The organism is Pseudomonas sp. UMAB-40, from assembly GCF_900095275.1.
GTDB classification, from domain to species: Bacteria; Pseudomonadota; Gammaproteobacteria; order Pseudomonadales; family Pseudomonadaceae; genus Aquipseudomonas; species Aquipseudomonas mandelii_B.
This window is the reverse complement of record NZ_LT607551.1, coordinates 1-18,073: the sequence shown is the minus strand read 5'-3', so window position 1 is coordinate 18,073 and position 18,073 is coordinate 1. Positions and strand designations below refer to the sequence as shown.

18 protein-coding genes and 1 pseudogene are annotated in these 18,073 nt (G+C 61.5%); 5 read left to right on the top strand and 14 right to left on the bottom strand.

Going from position 1 to position 18,073, the window contains the following annotated elements; genetic code table 11:
* Positions 1-33: 33 nt before the first annotated feature.
* The 5 genes from K0F88_RS00085 to K0F88_RS00065 are packed head-to-tail and all read right to left on the bottom strand — an operon-like array spanning position 34 to position 5,066.
* The gene (locus tag K0F88_RS00085) at positions 34-1,482 is read right to left on the bottom strand and encodes an efflux transporter outer membrane subunit (RefSeq protein ID WP_219093123.1); all 1,449 of its coding nucleotides are present in this window, start codon (positions 1,480-1,482) and stop codon (positions 34-36) included.
* Entirely contained in the window at positions 1,479-2,366 is an 888-nt protein-coding gene (locus K0F88_RS00080; protein ID WP_219093121.1) for an HlyD family secretion protein, read from the bottom strand. The genes K0F88_RS00085 and K0F88_RS00080 overlap by 4 nt, the downstream gene beginning before the upstream one ends.
* On the bottom strand, positions 2,363-2,572 hold the full coding sequence (locus K0F88_RS00075; RefSeq protein ID WP_010464893.1) for a DUF1656 domain-containing protein: 210 nt from the start codon (positions 2,570-2,572) through the stop codon (positions 2,363-2,365). Before K0F88_RS00075 ends, K0F88_RS00080 begins: the two co-directional genes overlap by 4 nt.
* Positions 2,569-4,641 (bottom strand): FUSC family protein, encoded by a 2,073-nt coding sequence (locus tag K0F88_RS00070; RefSeq protein ID WP_219093119.1) that lies wholly within the window; start codon positions 4,639-4,641, stop codon positions 2,569-2,571. The genes K0F88_RS00075 and K0F88_RS00070 overlap by 4 nt, the downstream gene beginning before the upstream one ends.
* Positions 4,638-5,066 (bottom strand): MarR family winged helix-turn-helix transcriptional regulator, encoded by a 429-nt coding sequence (locus K0F88_RS00065; RefSeq protein ID WP_154913457.1) that lies wholly within the window; start codon positions 5,064-5,066, stop codon positions 4,638-4,640. The genes K0F88_RS00070 and K0F88_RS00065 overlap by 4 nt, the downstream gene beginning before the upstream one ends.
* Positions 5,067-5,263: 197 nt before the next feature.
* Here K0F88_RS00065 and K0F88_RS00060 point away from each other — a divergent pair, with 197 nt between their 5' ends.
* A complete protein-coding gene (locus K0F88_RS00060) occupies positions 5,264-5,542 on the top strand; it encodes an antitoxin of toxin-antitoxin stability system (RefSeq protein WP_219093117.1) in 279 nt (92 codons plus the stop codon).
* Positions 5,539-5,862 carry a type II toxin-antitoxin system RelE/ParE family toxin gene (locus tag K0F88_RS00055; RefSeq protein ID WP_219093114.1) on the top strand — a complete coding sequence of 108 codons (324 nt, stop codon included), beginning with the start codon at positions 5,539-5,541 and terminating at the stop codon, positions 5,860-5,862. The genes K0F88_RS00060 and K0F88_RS00055 overlap by 4 nt, the downstream gene beginning before the upstream one ends.
* Here K0F88_RS00055 and K0F88_RS00050 read toward each other — a convergent pair.
* Both K0F88_RS00050 and K0F88_RS00045 read right to left on the bottom strand, forming a co-directional pair.
* Positions 5,823-6,068, bottom strand: coding sequence for a DUF2789 domain-containing protein (locus K0F88_RS00050; protein ID WP_094469720.1), 246 nt, complete (start codon positions 6,066-6,068; stop codon positions 5,823-5,825). The two genes, K0F88_RS00055 and K0F88_RS00050, sit on opposite strands and share 40 nt — an antisense overlap.
* Positions 6,069-6,210: 142 nt before the next feature.
* The gene (locus K0F88_RS00045; protein WP_094469721.1) at positions 6,211-6,669 is read right to left on the bottom strand and encodes an aminoacyl-tRNA deacylase; all 459 of its coding nucleotides are present in this window, start codon (positions 6,667-6,669) and stop codon (positions 6,211-6,213) included.
* Between the two features lie 198 nt (positions 6,670-6,867).
* Between K0F88_RS00045 and K0F88_RS00040 the strand changes: the two genes are divergently transcribed.
* The 3 genes from K0F88_RS00040 (at position 6,868) to K0F88_RS00030 (ending at position 8,872) form a co-directional block, all read left to right on the top strand.
* Positions 6,868-7,401 carry an NfeD family protein gene (locus tag K0F88_RS00040; RefSeq protein WP_094469727.1) on the top strand — a complete coding sequence of 178 codons (534 nt, stop codon included), beginning with the start codon at positions 6,868-6,870 and terminating at the stop codon, positions 7,399-7,401.
* A gap of 2 nt (positions 7,402-7,403) precedes the next feature.
* Positions 7,404-8,162: a slipin family protein gene (locus K0F88_RS00035; protein WP_094469722.1), complete on the top strand. Its 759-nt coding sequence runs from the start codon at positions 7,404-7,406 to the stop codon at positions 8,160-8,162.
* A 326-nt stretch (positions 8,163-8,488) separates the two neighbouring features.
* On the top strand, positions 8,489-8,872 hold the full coding sequence (locus tag K0F88_RS00030; RefSeq protein WP_219093112.1) for a DUF6124 family protein: 384 nt from the start codon (positions 8,489-8,491) through the stop codon (positions 8,870-8,872).
* Positions 8,873-8,958: 86 nt separating this feature from the next.
* Here K0F88_RS00030 and K0F88_RS00025 read toward each other — a convergent pair whose 3' ends face one another.
* The 7 genes and pseudogenes from K0F88_RS00025 to K0F88_RS32855 form a co-directional block, all read right to left on the bottom strand.
* On the bottom strand, positions 8,959-9,954 hold the full coding sequence (locus K0F88_RS00025; RefSeq protein ID WP_094469723.1) for a sulfotransferase family protein: 996 nt from the start codon (positions 9,952-9,954) through the stop codon (positions 8,959-8,961).
* Positions 9,942-10,727, bottom strand: coding sequence for an aspartyl/asparaginyl beta-hydroxylase domain-containing protein (locus K0F88_RS00020; protein WP_094469724.1), 786 nt, complete (start codon positions 10,725-10,727; stop codon positions 9,942-9,944). The genes K0F88_RS00025 and K0F88_RS00020 overlap by 13 nt, the downstream gene beginning before the upstream one ends.
* The gene (cysC, locus tag K0F88_RS00015) at positions 10,724-11,329 is read right to left on the bottom strand and encodes an adenylyl-sulfate kinase (RefSeq protein ID WP_094469725.1); all 606 of its coding nucleotides are present in this window, start codon (positions 11,327-11,329) and stop codon (positions 10,724-10,726) included. The genes K0F88_RS00020 and cysC overlap by 4 nt, the downstream gene beginning before the upstream one ends.
* Positions 11,313-12,827, bottom strand: a complete 1,515-nt coding sequence (locus tag K0F88_RS00010) for a TolC family protein (protein WP_219093110.1) — start codon at positions 12,825-12,827, stop codon at positions 11,313-11,315. Before K0F88_RS00010 ends, cysC begins: the two co-directional genes overlap by 17 nt.
* A 42-nt stretch (positions 12,828-12,869) precedes the next feature.
* Positions 12,870-16,802, bottom strand: a complete 3,933-nt coding sequence (locus K0F88_RS00005; protein ID WP_374039694.1) for a beta strand repeat-containing protein — start codon at positions 16,800-16,802, stop codon at positions 12,870-12,872.
* 66 nt (positions 16,803-16,868) lie between these two features.
* Positions 16,869-17,396: pseudogene (locus K0F88_RS32860) on the bottom strand (Ig-like domain-containing protein); the annotation flags it as partial.
* The coding region (locus K0F88_RS32855; RefSeq protein ID WP_374039691.1) for an Ig-like domain-containing protein at positions 17,375-18,073 on the bottom strand (699 nt) is incomplete at its 5' end. The pseudogene K0F88_RS32860 and the gene K0F88_RS32855, both read right to left, overlap by 22 nt.

Genomic DNA, 18,073 nt, shown 5'->3' with positions numbered 1-18,073 from the left:
GCGACCTCATCAAGTCAAAGCATAGCAACGGCCTCAGGGTTTGCCGGGCTGTGACGCTTGCGTTCGTCCGCTTTCCCAACCACCGCCCAACGCCAGGAACAGATCGATCTGGCTCATGGCAACTTGCGTGTTCGCGGTGGCCAATTGCGCCCGTACATCGGTGTAGGTGCGGGTGGCTTGCAGGTCCGCCAGGAACGATGCTCGACCGGCCTGGAAGAAGCGGTGGGTCTGGTCGGCGGCCAGTTGCGCCGATTGTTCGGCATCGGCCAACGCATCGCGGCGTTGCAGCAGCGCCGAATACTGCGCCAGGCTGGTCTGGGTTTCGCGGATGGCGTTGAGCACCACGCCGTCGAAATGCGCCAGCGTGCCTTGGGTCGTCGCTTCTGCCTCGCGGATTCGCGCCCGGGAACCGTTGGACGGCACGGTCCAGGTCAGCAACGGACCAAAGCCCCAACGGTTGGTCGCCGGTTTGCCGAGGTTTTCCAGGATACCGACGGTGCCGACGGTCGCGCCGATGCTGATGTCCGGGTACAACTCGCCCGTGGCGATGCCGATGCCGGCGGTCGCGGCGGCCAGTCGGCGTTCGGCCTGGCGCACATCGGGTCGGCGCTTGAGCAAGGTGGCGCCGTCACCGACGGGTAATAATTGAGTGATTTTCGGCAGTTCATTGCAGGCGGCGGTCCCGGCCGGCAACTGATCGACCGGTTTGGCCAACAGCATCGACAAACGGAACAACCCGGCCTGACGTGCGGCCTCATAACGCGGCATATCGGCGCGCAAGGATTTGAATTGGGTTTGCGAGCGCGTGACCTGGGTTTCATCGCCGCGCCCGGCATCGCGCAGACGCTGGATCAGGGTCGTGCCTTGGGCTTGCAGGTCGAGGGAATGCTGGGCGATTTCCTGCTCTTCATTGGCCGCACACACTTGGGTGTAGGCCCGAACCACATCGGCCACCAAGGTGATGCGTGCGGTGTCGGCGGCAGCCTGGGTGGCGTCGGCATTGGCCTTGGCCGCTTCGATGCCGCGCTGCAAGGTGCCAAACAGGTCGAACTGATACGAGGTCGTAATGCCGATGTCGCCAACGTTGGCCACGGGCACTTTATCCGCCAGCAAGAAGGCTTCGCCGGATTCCTGCAAACGCTGGGCGCCCATCTTCACACCGCCGCTCCAGCCGCCCGCCGCCTGCGCTTCGTCAACCTGAGCGCGGGCCCGGGACAGGCTCGCCGCCGCCACGCGTAAATCGGTATTGGTGACCATGGCCTGCTGCACCAATTGGTCCAGGCGCGGATCCTGATACAAGCGCCACCAATCGGCGGGCACCGGGGCCGAAACGACGTTTTTACCGTTCACCGCCAAGTCGCCCTGCAAGTCTTCACGGTGGATGGCCGCCTCGTCCGGCAGATGATAATCCGGCCCGACCACCTGACAGGCCGACAGCAACACGCCTAATCCGACGACGGCCAAAGCCGAGGCCCAGCTCATTTCGCAGGCTCCTGCGGCTGGTCGTCCATGATCGATACCGTCGCAGTCCGCCCGGCGATCATGCGGAAGTCCGCCGGTACGTCGTCGAAGGCGATCCGCACCGGAATCCGCTGGGCCAGGCGCACCCAGCTGAACGCCGGGTTGACGTTGGGCAGCAGGTTGCTGCCGCTGCTGCGGTCACGGTCTTCGATGCCGGCAACGATGCTTTCCACATGACCGCGCAAACGCGCGCGGTCGCCGATCACCCGAATGTCGACCGCCTGGCCGACATGAATGCCATCGAGTTTGGTTTCTTCGAAATAGCCGTCGATGTGGAACGAATTGCTGTCCACCACCGACAACACCGGTCTCCCGGCGGTGACGAATTCCTGCGCACGCGGCGCACGGTCGTTGACGTAGCCGTCCACCGGGCTGCGGATGGTCGAGCGGTCGAGGTTGAGCTGGGCGCTGTCCACCGCCACTTGGGCTTCCATCAACGCCACTTCGGCGCGAGCGACCCGCGACTGGCTTTCTTCCAGCTGCTCGCCCGGCACCAGATTGCCCAAGCCACGGTTACGCTTGGCCTCGCGTTGCGCCTGGGCCAGGGTTTCCTGACGGTCGGCGACCGCCGCTTTCGCCTGACGCAAGGCCAGTTTGAATCGGTCCTGGTCGATGCTGAACAGCACCTGGCCACGTTTGACCAACTGATTGTCACGCACCTGCACTTGCTGGATCAGCCCGGAGACGTCCGGCGCGATCTGCACTATGTCGGCACGGATGTGCCCGTCCCGGGTCCAGGGCGCGAACATGTAATACATCACCATGCGCCAGACCACGACGACGGCGAAGGTCACGATCAGCAAGGTCAGGACCACGCGGCCGAGGGTCAAAAAAGGCTTTTTCATGTCATCAGGTATCGACTGAGTGAGTCCACGGCGCCGAGCAGCAAGGCGTAGAGAGCCACGTTGAACAATGCCCGGTGCCAGACCAGACGGTAAAAGTGCAGGCGCGTCAGCAACCCGTGCACCAACAGGAACAACAGATACGTAATGCCCATCAGCACCAGCAGCGTGGGCAGAAACACCCCGCTGATATCCAGATCACCGATCATAAAGGCGCTCCATCGATGCCATGGGGCAGCGGTTCTTCGAGCTCGCCCGAGGCGACGAATTCCACCCCTGGCAGCAGCGACAGGCGCAGACCGCTCAAGGCATGCAGCAGGTGCAGACGCGCGCCTTCATCGCACTCCGTGTTAAGGGCGCGGCGGGTGCGGTCGAGGGTCATCAGCAACGGACTCGGTGCGGGCAATCGCTCACCGGCCTTGAGGCAGGCTTTGAAATACTCGCCAACCTCGGCCACCACTTGATGCAGCAGCACTTGCGGGGCGCCGAGCACGCGCGGCGTGTACGCCAGCAAGTCGAGCAGGTTCAGCGCTACGCGCACTTCCCGCAGCGCGATGCCGGTGTCTTGCCCGGTCATGGCCAGGCGCGGCAGATGCTGCATCAGGCGATCGAGCATCTGCACGCCCAGGTGCCGGTGTTCGGCCAGCGTGGCCGGCTCGGTCAGGCTGACAATGTCGCGCCAGCTGAAACGGGTCAGGCGTTTGGCCGCCAACTCCGCACCGAATGGTCGGGCGATCAGGGTCCAGACAAAGGCAAACAGCAAGCCGACGGGGCCGGCGAGGTTGGAGTTGGCGAAGCTGAGAAAATCCGCGTCGTAAGCGCCTTGAATGCTGATGAACGACGAGGTGTTGACCAGCGTCAGCAGCATGCCCAGGTAAAACTGCGGCTTGACCGTCAGGGTGCCGATACAAATGAACGGCACAGCAAACGCCAGCACCAGCATCGGGAAGTCATGCAGGTTGGGCAGGACCAGGAATAGATAAAGACTGGCGAACAACACCGACATCGCGGTCCAGAAAAAGAACCGGAAAATCTGCGGCGCCGGGTCGTCCATCGAGGCGAAGAAACTGCACGCCACCGCCGCCAGAATCACCGCGGAACCGCCATCGGTCCAGCCAAGCAAAATCCACAGCACCGACGCGACAATAATCGCGGTCACCGTGGACGCTGCCGAATAAAGCATCAGCCCCCGGTCGAGAAACGGCGACAGGCGACCCAGGCGCCAATGCCGATACACCGCGCGCCAGCCTTCCTGGCTTTCGCACTGAATGGCGTCTTGCAGGCTGCGGCAGTCCTGCCATAAATCGATCCATTCACCGAGGCGATACAGGGCGTTGGAAAACAGCAGCTGCTTGCGGTCATTCAGTGCTTCGGCGGACGGTTGCAGGGTGTCGAGTTGATCTTTCAGTGCCTGCCAGCGGCCGAGGTCGGCATCCTTGTGATTCAGCCATTCGGTGGTCCCAGTCAGTAGCGGAGCGAACTTATCCACAAGCTCGGGCGTTCTGCGTTCAAGGGCGTAGAGCGCGTCGTCGAGGGCATCGATCACCGGCAGCAGGTGAATCATCCGTCCGCGCAGTTCCTTGGTGTTGCGCACCGTTTGCGGCCGGGCGCCTTCGTGGGGCAACTGGCCGATCATCAATTCCAGGCTGTTGAACGTCGCCACCATCGCCGAGCGCAGGGCGCTGACCTCCTCAGGTTGCACGTTGCGGCTGAGGAAACGCAGACTGTAAGTCGAAGCATCGGCGAACCATTTGTTCACCGAATCGTTGAACACCGGCGCCAGCCGCCGAGGCCAGAACATGGCACCGACCACGGCCGCCACCGCGATGCCGAGGAAGATCTCTTCAGTTCGCGCTTCCGCCACGTCCCACACCGCCAACGGGTTATCCACCACCGGCAGGGCGATCAGCGGCAAGGTGTAACCGGCGAGCATCAGCGCGTAACTGTTGGCCGTGCGCAGATGCAAAGACAGGAACAGCAATGTCCCGGTCCACAGCGCGATCACGACCACCAGCACATACGGGCTCTGGACAAACATCGGCACGAAAAAAACCGCGGCCGCCGCACCAAGAAAGGTGCCGACTGCGCGGTACAACGCTTTGGAGCTGGTGGGGCCGACAAAAGGGCTGGAAACGATGTACACCGTGGCCATCGCCCAATACGGACGCGGCATGTGCATGAGCATGGCGATGTACAGCGCAATCATCGACGCCGCGAACGTGCGCACCCCGTAGAACCAGTCCCGCGCCGGAGGAACGCCGGTGAAAAATCCGCTCAAGGGTTGGCCACCGACGGCGGGTTGGCCGCTTCAAAGGCTCTCAGCACCCGCAGCGTCGCTTCCAGATCACTGCGGTCGATCCCTTCGAGCACTTCATTGCGCAACCGCACCAGCTCGATCTCGACCGCCTGCACCAGTTCCCGACCGGTTTCGGTGAGGCTCAGGCATTTGGCTCGGCGGTCATGGACGTCTTCGGTGCGACAGACGTAGCCGGCATGACACAACTGATCGAGCAGACGCACCAGCGACGGACTCTCCATTCCAGCCGCTTGCGCCACCGTCACCTGCCGCACACCCTCGCCCAGGCGCCCGATCATCAAGAGCGGGACGGCGCAGGCTTCGGAAATTCCATAGTTGACCAGCGTGGTCTGGCAGATCTTCCGCCAATGCCTGGCGGCGACCACCATGGAGCTGCTGATGTTCATCTGGAGAGCGTCGAGGGTTTTCGGCACGAGGGGCAATGCACACTGTTAGTTTGCTAACTATCAATATGGCATTGGAGGGGAAAGTTGGTCAAGTTTTGAAACAAATTGGCCTCCGTCCGTCGCCAGTCGGCTGCCTGAATCAACATCGGTACTGAAGATGTATATACTTCGTCAGTATCCACATCGAGGAAATGGAAATGTCCAAACAAGCTGTTTTTACGATGAAACTTGAACCAGAGTTGCGAGAAGAGTTCATGGCAGAAGCTGAAGCTTCCCATCGCCCCGCATCGCAAATCGTCAGGGAAATGATGCGTCAGTTCGTTCAAACACAACGAGAGTCGCGCGAGTACGAAGCGTTTTTACAACACAAAGTCGACAGTGCACGTATTTCGATGCGAGCTGGCGAAGGCCTGACTAATGATGAAGTTGAAGCACAATTCGCTGCCAGGCGTGCGCAGGTAACCAAGAACGGATGAAGATAATATGGACGCCCGCAGCAGCACAGGATCGTGCAGACATCTGGGATTACCTGCATGACGTCAACCCAATAGCCGCCCTGGAAATGGACAACCGATTCATTGATGCGATATCTCGCATTTCCCAGTTTCCTGAAAGCGGCCCTGTCGGAATCATTACAGGTACTCGCGAGTCAATTCCCCATCAAAACTATCGCTTGGTTTATCAGCTCGAGCCGGACGCAGTCTGGATACTCGCGCTTGTCCATACCTCCCGACAGTGGCCCCAGAAAGGTAATTCTCACACCCCCCGCCCCTTCCTCATCAGCACATCCAGTTGATCCACCACCTCCGCCCAATCTGCATCGTCCAGAATCTCGTCCCGCAAAAAGTCCGCCTGACTCTTGGTCCAGAAAAACGCGTCTGCCAGATGCAGTTCCGGTTTGAGCGGTGAATGGGTGGCGATGAATTGGTCGATGCTGACCGGGTCGCTGTCCAGGCCGAGTTGTTTGAACAGGGAAGGGAGGCTGTGGGTTGGGGATTCCATGGTGGGCTCCTATTGATGGCAGATGATTGGGTGACTGCTTTGCAGTCAATCGCGGGCAAGCCACGCTCCCACAGGAACTGCGTGAACCCTGTGGGAGCGTGGCTTGCCCGCGATGACGGTATCACTGACTCCACAAAACTCACTAGCTCAACTCTCGCACCTCGGCGTGCGGCACCATTTTCAAAAACTGCGGCATGTCCATGTGCAGCAGATTGGTGTGGTTGCCGGCTTCCAGGTAGATGTCTTTCTGTCGTGTCAGTAGCGGATCGATGACCACGTCCAGGCCATAGGCTTCGCCCAGGGCCGGCACAGCGCCGCGTTCGCAATCGTCGAACAGGTGCGGCAGGTTGCTTTCCCGGGAGACCTGCCATTCGCCACTGCTGCGCACTTTGCTCAGGTCCAGGTGACGGCTGGCGGGCAGCACGGCCATCAGGTAATGACCGTGGTGGTCGTCGAGGATCACCGACTTGGCCATCCGTTCGGCAGGAATGCCCGCCAGTCGCGCGGTTTCAAGGCTGCTGGCCGAGTGCGGGTGGGAAACGATGTCATATTCGCAGTGCGCCTTCTCCAGGCTGTTCTGCAGGGTTCTTGCCATACGCATGATGCACCTCGGTGTCCGCAACAACGTTGGGCGGACGATGGTTAACACTTTTCTTCGTACTGAAAGTCTAGGCCTGCTGTCGCATTCCGGAGAGAAATCCGCCCGCCGGGGCAAGGCCAACAACTGGTCAAAATTCGTACAACCCACAGCTCAGCTAGACTGTATAAAGAACCATCAATGACTCTCCCGGAGGGTCGCGTGAACATTCGTTGCTGTGCAGTTGCGCTGCTGTTGGCCTTAAGCGGATCGGTCTTCGCGGCGGACACCGTTGTCTTGCTGGCCCCCAACCCCATGGGGATCTGGCTGATCACGTTCGGCATCGCATTCCTGATCGCCGAGGCGGCGCTGCCCAATTACGGCGTGATCGGGCTGGGCGGCATTGTGATGTTCGTCATCGGCGCGGTGATCCTGACCAACACCGAAGTGCCGGTGCCGTTGATGATCGGCCTGGGACTGATCAGTGCGCTTTTGTTGATCTTCCTGCTGCTCCACGCCCTGAAAACCCGACCACGCCACAACGTCAGCGGCGATGCCGGGCTGGTCGGCAGCGTGACGCCGGTGATTTCGTTGCAAGCCGACAACGCCTGTAACGGCTGGGTGCACCTGCAAGGCGAACAGTGGCAAGTGCTCAGCAGCACGCCGCTGCAACCGGGGCAAAAGGTCCGGGTGGTGGCACGCAAGGGATTACTGCTGAAAGTGGCCGCGGCTGATGCGGCGTCGAAGGGAGAATAGACATGGGCCTGCAACTGGGATTTGCCGCGCTGCTGTTACTGCTGATCGCGCTGGCGGGGTCGACCTTCCGCATCCTGCGCGAATACGAGCGCGGGGTGGTGTTCCAGCTCGGGCGCTTCTGGCAAGTCAAAGGCCCTGGCCTGATCCTGCTGATTCCGGTGGTCCAGCAAATGGTTCGCGTCGATCTGCGCACCGTGGTGCTCGACGTGCCGCCACAAGACGTGATCACCCGCGACAACGTTTCGGTCAAGGTCAACGCCGTGCTGTATTTCCGCGTGCTCGATCCGCAGAAAGCCATCATCCAGGTCGAAGATTTCCTCATGGCCACCAGCCAATTGGCCCAGACCACATTGCGCGCGGTGCTGGGTAAACATGAACTCGATGAGCTGCTGGCCGAACGGGAACGGCTGAACATTGATATCCAGCAAGTGCTCGACGCCCAGACCGATGCCTGGGGCATCAAGGTGGCAAACGTCGAGATCAAGCACGTGGACCTCAACGAATCGATGGTCCGCGCCATCGCCAAACAGGCCGAAGCCGAGCGGGAACGCCGGGCCAAGGTGATTCACGCCGAAGGTGAATTGCAGGCCTCGGAAAAACTCATGCAGGCCGCCGAGATGCTGGGGCGTCAGCCGGGGGCGATGCAGTTGCGGTATATGCAGACGTTGAGTTCGATTGCCGGTGACAAGACAGCAACGATCGTCTTCCCGCTGCCGATCGAATTGCTCAAAGGGATGGCGGATTTGTCGTCCAAATCCTGACCTTCCGCGAAAACACCAATGTCTGGTAACTCCGTCGGACATTTCCTTCAAGTTGTAGTGGTGTTGGTGAGCTTGTTACGGCCTGAACCCAGGTCTAGTCTGGGTTTGTCACTGAATAAACGGTGACACGGACGTGCAAGTCCGACGAAACTGTTTGGGTCGCAATTGTCATGGCTCATTGCTTAATGGCGGCTGCGCGCAGGAGATCCTCGGATCTGCTGGGTGTCCTAAACAGTCCCGGTCTTGCACACCTGCGCTCGGCCGCCACCCCAATTCGCGTGCAAGTGAACGGTGACGGCTCACACTTACTGTTTAGGATTTTATATATGCACAAAATTACGCCGAATCCGCCAGGTAACCCTGACACCGATTCCGACGATTCTCTCGAAGCTGAAAAACTCAAAGAAGCCGCTGACCGCGCCTTCGCCCACTACTTCCCCCCGGCTGACGGAAAACCAGCCAGACGCCGCAAAGGCCATCTCTTCACCGTTTCCCCCGACATCGACACCGAAGCCCTGTTGGCCAACGCCTCCGAAGACCTGCTGTCCATCAGCGCCATTGCGGCCGATCTCGCGGACGATGTGGACGGGACACGGCGCTCGGTCGCCCTGGCGCTTAGCCGCATGGCTGATGGTGTGCAGTTGCTGGTTGAGCGGGCGATGGATCATTGGGAAGCGTTGCAAATGGCGAAGGCTCAAACCAAGGTTTAGCCGAGTAGTTTTTCGGTGAATCGACCACCGTCATCGCGAGCAGGCTCACTCCTGCATTGGATCTCCGTCGTACACATATTTTGTGTTCACTGAAGATCAACTGTGGGAGCGAGCTTGCTCGCGATGGCGTCAGTACTGTCAATGCATGACTTGGCAACTAGCGCCTCATAAGGCCCTCGCGCCCAAAGCTCCACCCGCTCACGCATCACCGCCGAAGCCTCACGACGCTTCTCATCACCGTCCCCCACAAACACCGCTGAAGGCTGTTTGGCATGCAGCCCCACCGCCGCGAACACTCGTTCACGCTGCAAGTCATCCAACCCGAAAAACTCGGCCAACCGCCCAGCCATGGCCCCCGGCAACTCGCTGTAGTTCACTGCCAATCCACCAAACGCCCGACATTGCGCTAACCCCGATGCCAGCAACCGCCCCAGCCGCCGCGCAATAAAATCCTCGCGACTGTCGAACGGCCATTCGTCATCCAACCCACTCGCCCCGATCATCCCCGGCACCATGTGCATGCCCGGGCGGCGCAGATGGGAAACAGCGATTTCCAGCGGATCGCGGTACACAAACAACCAAGGCGTATCGGGAAAACATTCGCTCAACAGGGGCAATTCGGTGATGTTCCAGGCATCGAGTTTGATCACCAGCCGCTGCTCAATACCGCGCCGCCGCTGACCATAGGCGGACAACAACCCTGCGATAGCGGCACGCCGTTCGACGGCTGGTAAACCACTTCGCAACAAGGCATCCAGCGGCGGCGGTTCGCTAATGACGATGTGGTTATCGAGTTGCGCGAGCATCTGACCGATCAGGGTCGAGCCGCAGCGCGAAGCGTGAAAGATAAAAGCGCTCGGCGCCAGGCCGGGACTGCACGCCTGCCAGTCGCCGAGAACAGCCAATGGCGTTTGCCGACGAAACGCCTGATTGAACGGTAACCGCAGCGCCGCTTCCACGGCATCGCGAAAAAACGGCTGATGCAACGGCGTGTCCCCGAACCAGCACCAATCGACCTGCCATTCGCCAGCCGGCTGCCAGATCCGAATCGGCAACCAGCCTTCGAGATTCAGGCGCTCCATTGTTCATTCCATCGGCGGCGGCCGCTGCGCATCGCGGCACGTAGTTCTTCCCGAGAAAATTCCAGGCCTCGCTCCGCCGCCAGCTCCAAGGTGCGGGTGATAAACAGCTCGGTGTCCGGCAAGCCCTGCAAGGTCTTCGACAGCTGCAAATCACTGGCCACCAGACGCTGAAATTGCAGCAAGGCGCCGTCACCCGAATCCGGCAGCGGCGTGGTCGATACACCGTCGGCAATCGCCTGCTCCAGCCAGTCGCCCGGCCGGCAATCGAGCACCAGATGAACCCGTGCCCGAGTATCACGATTGTCCACACGATGCGGCCGCGACAAATCGAGAAACCAACACTCTCCCGCAAGCATCGGAATGCGCTGACCGTCCAGCATGAAGTCCACTTTCGGCGGGCTGAGCAACGGCATGTGCAGGCGTAAATCGGCGTCTGGTCCGCCAAGATCATAGTCGCGGTGTTCGTGAATCTGCCCGCCCGGCCCCAGTCGCAACAGGCGTGCGGACACAATCTCCAGCGGCAGATCGCGCAAGCCTTGCTGCCAACGAACATCCCGCAGCCACGGCGCACGCAACAGCGGTTCGCCACGCCCCGGCGACAGTTCCGTCAACGCATCCGCCGCCGACACCAGCGCCACACCACTCCAGTCCCCGGCGTAGTAATCGCTGTTGAAATGCGCGCACCACGCGTCTTCACCAATCGCCGCCAACGCCTGCAACAACAGCGGCAAATCCACTGCCACCGGCAAGCGCGAGAAGGCCGGTCGACTCATCTTTTCGGCAGCACTGCACACTCGCCGAGCCAGGTCAGCAAGCGGTCGAGGCAGGCCTCGACCGACTGAACGCCGGTGTCGAGCACCAGGGAGGCGGATGGCGGCGGTTCATAGGGCGCGGACACACCGGTAAACCCCGCCAAATCACCGCGTCGCGCCCGCGCATAATGACCTTTGGGATCGCGCTGCTCGCACACCGCCAACGAAGCGCTGCACCAGACTTCGCGGTAATCCTCACCCAGACGCCGAGCGAACACTTCACGCAACTCAACCAACGGCGCGATCATCGCGAGGATGACGATTTGCCCGTTCTCCACCAGTAGCGCCGCCACTTCACTGGCGCGACGGATGTTTTCCAGGCGGTCGCTGTCGGTGAAACCGAGATCGCGATTGAGCCCGACCCGAAGCCCATCGCCATCGAGCACCACACTTTGCACGCCGAGTTCGAACAACTCGGCGTGCAGCGCCTGGGCCAGCGTCGATTTACCCGCCGCCGGCAAACCGGTCAGCAGGATCGCGGCGCCGTGATGACCATTGCGGGTCTCCCGTTGTTCGCGATTGATGCTCGCGGTCGGCACCCGCAGATTATTGGACGGGAGCATGGGCCACCGGCACGCTGATGTTGCCCGACGCCCACGCCGCTTCGCGGTTGGCCAAGGCGGTGGCGATGGACTGGACTTCGGTGGATTGCACCTCGTCCGGCATCGGGTCGAGACCGGCGCTGGCGAAGATCTGGCCGTAGGCGTTACGCAGATCGGCGTAGGACAGGTCCCGGCGCAAATCCGCCTGCAACGTGTTCAGCTCACCCTGTATCAGGTCCAGTTCTCCAAGGCCCGCCGCCTGATGACGGTTGCGCAATTGCCCCAGAATCTCCCCGTCGATGCTCGACAATTCCTGGTTGGTCCGGAACTGATTCAGCGCTTCCTGATAGTTGGCGTTCGCCACATAGAGCTGGGCCAGCACCGCGATGGACATGGCCTGGCGCCGCGCCTTGGCGACTTCTTCGCCGGCCTTGGCCACGTTGATCGCGGCCGGTGCGGAAATCACGTTGAACAGGTTCCAGGTCAACTTCACCCCGTAGTCGGCCCACTTGTCGTTGACCAGGAACGAGTTGCTGTCGTAATGCCCGCCCGCCGAAAACTCCAGCCCCGGCAACAGCCGCAGCATGGCTTTACGGGTTTCGGCAGTGCTGATGCGGGTCTGGTAATCCTGTTCGCGCAACTCTGGACGGCTAGCCAGGGCTTCATGCTCCAGGCTGGCCATGCCGACTTTCAATTGCGGGATAGAGTAATCGTCCGGGGTCGCCAGTTTAAGATCGGTGCCCATCGGCAGGTTGATCAGGGTCGCCAGTTCGGTTTTGGCCAGGGACAGCGCCCGCCGCTGCTCTTGGAGCTGGCGGGTCGCTTCGATCAGCGAACGCTGATAACCCAGCGCCTGGATCGGATCGCCGATGCGTTGTGTGCTCATGCTTTGGCTGTTGCCGCGCGCCGTATCGACTCGCGCCATCAGGCTGTCGATCTGCGTGAGCAAACGTTCGGCGGCCACCGCTCGCCAATAGGCCGAGCGCACGTCCTGGACGATGGTATTGATGACCTTTCGCCGGCGCTCCTGAACGATCAGTCGCTGGTCACCCTGCTGCTTGGCGCTGATGTAACTGACGCCGAAGTCGAGGACGTTCCACACCATGGTCAGGTCGGCGACTCGGCGGTCGCGGTCCTGGGAGGTCGATGGTTCCAGCGACTGGGTGTCGGTCAGCACACTCTGGCTGCTGGAGGCGCTGACGTTGCTGCGCCCTGCATAACCTGCCGCCAGGGCCATGCGCGGCAGCATGTCGAAACTGGCCAGGTCGAGTTGGCGCTTGGCCAACGCTTCTTCCATGATCTTGAGCCGGCCTTCGAGGTTGTACTTAACCGCGCGGGCCATGGCCTGGTGCAAGGTCAGAGGACCGCTGAGGGGCTCCTGTCCGGTGTACATATTCTGCAGATCGCTCTTGGCGCGCTGTTCGCTGACGCTGCGCTCGATCGGCTCACTGGTGACGGCACATCCGCTTATCGCAAGCGCCAACAGGCTGGCGCTGAACAACATGTGACTTCTATTCATCCTTGACTGCCCCTGGGTGCTGCACTGGTTTTATGGCTTTTTTCAGGCCTGCATTTCGCTGATGCCGACCTGTTTCAACGCCGCGGCCAGGCTGTCGACCTGCCGTTGCTCGGTGTCTTTGAGCTGTTGCAATTGCTCGTTCAGCGTCAGCGCGCCAAACACGCCGCGCAGTCCTTGGGAAACATCCCCGCCCCTGATCGAATGACTGCCGAAAGAATTCAGCTCGCTACGCTCGCTGCCGGTGTCCTGATTGAACAGGCTCGACAGCGTACTGGTGCCGAACACCCCGCCATCGCCGCCACCAAAGCCGAGAAACCCCTGGCCCGAGCCGTCACCACCGCTGTCGCTGCTGCTGAACACCTGAGCGATGAAGCTTGGCGAGATCGCCCCGCGGTTGATGAAAATGTCCCCCAGCGGCCGGATGCCATTGCCGATCACCCGTTGTTCGAACAGCGGCGTGAAGGTCAGCGGCGAACCGAGATCACCCGTGGGCGCAGTGAAGATGATCGGTTGCAAGGGCACGTTTGGCTGATCGGGCAGCGTCACCGGCTCGGTGACCCGGAACTCCGGATCCGCCGGAACCAGCACAACCGAAGTCGACGTCGGTGCGGTGTTGATCGCGAAGTTGTTCGACTGGCTTGTGCCGCTACCCGCATTTCCCGAACCGTCACTGATACCCGCAATGTTCAAACTGATCGCGTTGTTGCCGTTGCTGATATTGCTGGTGGGCGTCAGCGTCGCGGTCCAGGTTGTGCCGCCGTCGCTGCTGGACAGGTTGGACAACGTGCCGTTGGCGACACTGATGTCCGACAGATCGAAACCACTCACCGCCTCGTTGAAGGTAAAGGTCACCAGCGAGGTCTGGCCAACGCCCAGGTTCGGGTTGGCAACGACGATGGTGGCGGTCGGCCGTTCGCCGTCGATGGCGTAATTATTGGAAACCGAAATGCTGCTGCCGATGTTGCCGGCCAGGTCCGAGACATTACTGGTGTCGAGGGCGATGAAATTGCTCGGGTCGGACATATTCGCGGTGGGCGTGAAGGTCGCGGTCCAGGTCTTGCCGCCGTCACTGCTGGCCAGGTTGCTCAACTCGCCGTTGGTCACGCTCAAATCCGACAAGTCGAAATCGCTCACGGCCTCACTGAACGTGAACGTCACCAGCGTGGTCTGGCCAATGCCCAAATGCGGATTGGCGACCACGATGGTGGCAGTCGGACGCGTGGCATCGAGGGCGTAGTTGTTGGAGATGGCGATTGCGGCACCGGCGTTGCCTGCCGCGTCGGCCACGTTGCCGGTGTCGAGCAGGATCAGGTTGGTGGTGTCGTTGATGTTCGCCGTCGGCGTCAGTGTCGCGGTCCAGGTCACGCCGCCGTTGCTGCTGGCCAGGTTGGACAGCACACCGTTGGCCACGCTGAGGTCCGACAAATCGAAACCGGACACCGCTTCGCTGAACGTGATGGTGACCGTGGTGGTCTCGCCGATGCCGAGGCGATTGTCCGCCACCACAATGGTCGCGGTCGGACGCGCCGTGTCGATGGCGTAGTTGTTGGAATCGGTCACGCCCACGCCGCTGTTGCCCGAGGCGTTTTGCACACCGCTGTTGTCGAGGCTGATCAGGTTGGTGCTGTCCGTCACGTCGACCGTTGGCGTGAAGGTCGCCGTCCAGGTGATGCCGCCGTCGCTGGACGAGACGTTGCTCAGCGTGCCGTTGGCGATGGTCAGGTCGGCATTGGTGAAACCGCTCACCGCTTCCGAGAACGTAATGGTCACGCCAGAGGTTTCACCGGCCTTGAGGGCGTTGTCGGCGATCACGATGGTCGCGCTCGGCACCTGGGTTTCCACCACGTAGTTGGCGGAGTTGGTGGTGCCCGTGCCGGTGTTACCGGCCAGGTCGGCGATGCCGGTGTTGTTCAGAGTGATGAGGTTGGTCGCATCGGTCACGCCGAGGGTCGGTGTGAAGGTGGCGGTCCAGGTGATCCCGCCGTCACTGCTGCTGACGGCGCTCAACGTGCCGTTGGCAATGCTCAGATCGCTGTTGTCGAAACCGCTGACTGACTCGCTGAAGGTGATGGTCACCAGCGCGGTTTCACCGGGTTTCAGGGTCGTATCGCTCAGCACGATGGTCGCGGTCGGGCGTTGGCTGTCGATCACATAATTATTGGAATCGGTGGTGCCGCTGCCCGCGTTGCCCGCCAAGTCCTGAACGCCGGTGTTGTCCAGCCGGATGATGTTGCTGGTGTCGGTGATGCCGGCCAAAGGCGTCAATGTCGCGGTCCAGGTGATGCCGCCATCGCTGCTGGAAACGTTGCTCAGGGTGGCATTGTCGATGATCAGGTCGGCGTTGGTAAAACCGCTCACCGCCTCACTGAAGGTGATGGTGACCAGAGTCGTCTGGCCCACGCCCAGGGCCGCGTCGGCCACCACGATGGTCGCGGTTGGACGCTGGGTGTCGATGGCGAAATTGTTGGAATTGGTGGTGCCGCTGCCGGCATTGCCCGAAGCGTTTTGCACGCCGCTGTTGTCCAGCGTGATCAAGTTGGTGGCATCGGTAATGGTGGTGGTCGGCGTGAATGTGGCGGTCCAGGTGATGCCGCCGTCACTGCTGCTCACCGCACTCAACGTGCCGTTGGCAATCGTCAGGTCGGCATTGCTGAAACCGCTCACCGCCTCGGAGAAGGTGATGGTCACCAGCGAGGTTTCGCCGATTCTCAGCGCATTGTCGGCGACCACGATGGTGGCGGTCGGCAATACGGTGTCGATGGTGTAATTCGCCGAACTGGTGGTGCCGCTGCCCGCGTTGCCGGCAATGTCGGCCACTCCGGTGTTGTTCAGGGTGATGAGGTTGCTGGTGTCCCTGACGCCGACCGTTGGCGTGAAAGTTGCGGTCCAGGTGATGCCGCCGTCGCTGCTGCTTACCGCGCTCAACGTGCCGTTGGGGATGCTCAGGTCACTGTTGTCGAAACCGCTGACCGCCTCGCTGAAGGTGATAGTCACCAGCGAGGTTTCGCCCGCGCTGAGGGTGCTGTCAGCGACCACGATGGTGGCGGTCGGGCGCAGGCTGTCGATCACGTAGTTGTTGGAATCGGTGGTGCCGCTGCCAGCGTTCCCGGCCAGGTCGGCGATCCCGGTGTTGTCCAGCGTGATGAGGTTGGTCGCATCGTTGACGCTCACGGTCGGCGTGAAGGTCGCCGTCCAGGTGATGCCGCCATCGCTGCTGCTCACGGCGCTCAATGTGCCGTTGGCAATGGTCAAGTCGGCGTTGGTGAAACCGCTGACCGCCTCAGAGAAGGTGATGGTCACTAACGAGGTTTGGCCCAGCGCCAGCGTGGTGTCCGCCACGACAATCGTCGCAGTCGGGCGCACGGTGTCGATGGCGTAGTTGTTGGAATCAGTAGTGCCACTGCCGGCGTTGCCCGAACCGTTTTGCACACCGCTGTTGTCCAGGGTGATCAGGTTGCTGGTGTCGGTGATGCTGGAGGTCGGCGTGAACGTGGCCGTCCAGGTAATGCCGCCGTCGCTGCTGCTCACCGCGCTGAGCGTACCGTTGGCGATGGTCAGGTCGGCGTTGGTGAAACCGGTCACCGCCTCGGAGAAGGTGACGGTTACCAACGACGTTTCGCCGATTCTCAGCGCATTGTCGGCGACCACAATGGTGGCGGTCGGCAGCACGGTATCGATCGTGTAGTTGCCGGAGTTGGTTGTGCCGCTGCCTGCGTTGCCGGACAGGTCGGCCACGCCGGTGTTGGCCAGGGTGATGATGTTGGTCAGGTCATTCACGCCAACGGTGGGTGTGAAGGTCGCGGTCCAGGTGATACCGCCGTCGCTGCTGCTCACGGCCGTCAACGTGCCGTTGGCGATGGTCAGGTCGGCGTTGGTGAAACCGCTCACTGCTTCGGAGAAGGTGATGGTCACCAGCGAGGTTTCGCCCGCACTCAGGGTCGGGTCTGCCAGCACAATCGTGGCGGTCGGACGCACCGTGTCGATGGCGTAGTTGTTGGAATCGGTGGTGCCGCTGCCGGCGTTGCCCGACAGATCCGCGATGCCGGTGTTGTCCAGCGTGATCAGGTTGGTCGTGTCGTTGACGCTGGCGCTCGGGGTGAAGGTCGCGGTCCAGGTGATGCCGCCGTCACTGCTGCTTACCGCGCTCAATGTGCCGTTGGCGATGGTCAGGTCGGCGTTGGTAAACCCGCTGACCGCTTCGCTGAAGGTGATGGTCACCAGCGAGGTTTCGCCGATTTTCAGCGCATTGTCCGTTACCACGACGGTGGCCGTCGGGCGCACGGTGTCGATGGCGTAGTTGTTCGAATTGCTGGTGCCGCTGCCGACGTTGCCGCTGCTCGCTGCCTGTACACCGCTGTTGTCGAGGGTGATCAGGTTGGTCGCGTCGGTGATGGTGTTGGTCGGCGTGAAGGTTGCCGTCCAAGTGATACCGCCGTCACTGCTGCTTACGGCGCTCAAGGTGCCGTTGGCGATGGTCAGGTCGGCGTTGGTGAAACCGGTCACTGCCTCGGAGAAGGTGATGGTCACCAGCGACGTTTCGCCGATTTTCAGCGCATTGTCGGCGACCACAATGGTGGCGGTCGGTAGCACGGTGTCGATGGTGTAGTTGCCGGAATTGGTGGTGCCGCTTTGCCGGACAGGTCGGCCACGCCGGTGTTGGCCAGGGTGATGACGTTGGTCAGGTCATTTACGCCAACGGTGGGCGTGAAGGTCGCGGTCCAGGTGATGCCACCGTCGCTGCTGCTCACGGCGCTCAACGTGCCGTTGGCAATGCTCAGGTCGGCGTTGGTGAAACCGCTCACTGCTTCGGAGAATGTGATGGTCACCAGCGACGTTTCGCCCGCGGTCAGGGTGGTATCGGCCAGCACAATCGTGGCGGTCGGACGCACCGTGTCGATGGCGTAGTTGTTGGAATCGGTGGTGCCGCTGCCGGCGTTACCCGACAGATCCGCGATGCCGGTGTTGTTCAGGGTGATCAGGTTGGTCGTGTCGTTGATGCTGGCGCTCGGGGTGAACGTCGCGGTCCAGGTGATGCCGCCGTCGCTGCTGCTCACGGCGCTCAATGTGCCGTTGGCGATGGTCAGGTCGGCGTTGGTAAACCCGCTGACCGCTTCGCTGAAGGTGATGGTTACCAGCGAGGTTTCGCCGATTTTCAGGGCATTGTCGGCTACCACGACGGTGGCCGTCGGGCGCACGGTGTCGATCACATAATTGTTCGAGTTGGTCGTGCCGGTGCCGGCGTTGCC